Origin of the sequence: Kocuria sp. (assembly GCF_030536815.1) — a bacterium.
Taxonomy (GTDB): Bacteria; Actinomycetota; Actinomycetes; order Actinomycetales; family Micrococcaceae; genus Kocuria; species Kocuria gwangalliensis.
In genome coordinates, this window is the sequence record NZ_JAUNPE010000341.1 from 1 (window position 1) to 1,556 (window position 1,556).

The window sequence follows — 1,556 nt, forward strand, 5'->3', positions numbered from 1 at the left end:
CGCCTGCACCGAGGAGCAAGACGGCTGCACGGGCAGACAACATGAGCGGCGTGACACAAGCCACAATGGATGCAGAACGAGGCCTTCGCCAGCCGTTGGCGGAGCACCGGCATCCAAGGAGCACCCATGAGCACGTATCAAGAACTGTTGTCAGCCATTGCAGATCCCTCCGGTCGCGAGATTCTCGACCCCGCCACGGGGGAGCTGGTGGGCAAGGTCCACGAGTCCACGGTCGCCGAACTGAACCGGGCGATCGAGGCGGCCCGCGCTGCGCAACCGGAGTGGGCGGCGTCGGGCCATGCCAAGCGGTCCGAGTACCTGCATCGCGCGGCGGATGCGGTGGAGGCCAACGCTGAGGCGCTCGCGGAGCTGCTCTCCCGTGAGCAGGGCAAGCCGATCAAGAACGGCCCGAACGCGGCCTTCGAGGTGGGTGCGTGCGCCGCATGGTTGCGCGCCAATGCGGACACGCCCATGGAGCCGGAAGTTCTCGTGGATGATGAATCCGGCAAGGCCGAACTGCATTACGTGCCTCTGGGAGTGGTGGGTGCGATCGGCCCGTGGAACTGGCCCATGATGATCACCGTGTGGCAGGTTGCGGCGTCCCTGCGCATGGGTAACACCGTGGTGGTCAAGCCCTCCGAGTACACGCCGCTGTCCGTGCTGGGGCTCATTCACGTGCTCCATCAGGCGCTTCCGGAGAACGTGCTGCACGTGGTCCCGGGAGGTGGCGAGATCGGGCAGGCCCTGACCGAGCACACCGGGATCGACAAGATCATGTTCACCGGCTCCACCAAGACCGGCCAGGCCATCATGCGTTCCGCGGCCGACGGACTCGCTCGTTTGACCCTGGAGCTGGGAGGCAACGACGCCGGCGTCGTGCTGCCCGACGTGGACGCCCAGCAGATCGCGGGCGACCTGTTCTGGGGTGCGTTCATCAACACCGGCCAGACCTGCGCGGCGCTCAAGCGCCTTTACGTCCACGAGGACGTTTACGAGGACGTGTGCAACGCCCTGGTCGCGGTGGCCCAGCAGATGCCCATGGGCAACGGCCTCGAGGAGCAGAACGTGCTGGGCCCGCTGCAGAACAAGCAGCAGTACGACATCGTGGCCGGCCTCGTGGAAGACGCCAAGAACGGCGGCGGCCGGGTGCTGATCGGCGGCGATCCGCAGGCCGAGCAGCCCGGTTATTTCTACCCGACCACGTTGATCGCGGACCTGCCCAACGACAATCCGCTGGTGGCGCAGGAACAATTCGGTCCGGCACTGCCGATCATCAAGTACTCGGACCTGGACGAGGCCATCGCCATGGCCAACGGCCTGGACGTGGGATTGGGCGCCTCGGTGTGGTCCTCCGATCCGGACGCCGCGTTCGAGGTGGCGCAGCGGATCGAGGCCGGCACGGTGTGGATCAACAAGCACGGGGCCGTGGATCCGCGTGTGCCGTTCGGCGGCATCAAGAGCTCCGGTTACGGCCTGGAGTTCGGGGTGGAGGGCCTCAAGTCCGTGGCCGCGCCCAAGGTGATCTCCCGGTAACGGTCGACGACGCCGCTCGGTCC

Annotated in this window: 1 protein-coding gene; it reads left to right on the forward strand. The window is 66.7% G+C overall.

Annotation, left to right across the window (positions count from 1 at the left end; genetic code table 11):
* Window positions 1–126: 126 nt before the first annotated feature.
* Entirely contained in the window at window positions 127–1,533 is a 1,407-nt protein-coding gene (locus Q4E95_RS13780) for an aldehyde dehydrogenase family protein (RefSeq protein ID WP_303383837.1), read from the forward strand.
* The last annotated feature ends 23 nt before the right edge of the window (window positions 1,534–1,556 follow it).

Coding starts and splice junctions, on each gene's coding strand:
- Q4E95_RS13780 (WP_303383837.1), top strand. CDS start 127: ATGAGCACGTATCAAGAACTGTTGTCAGCCATTGCAGATCCCTCCGGT.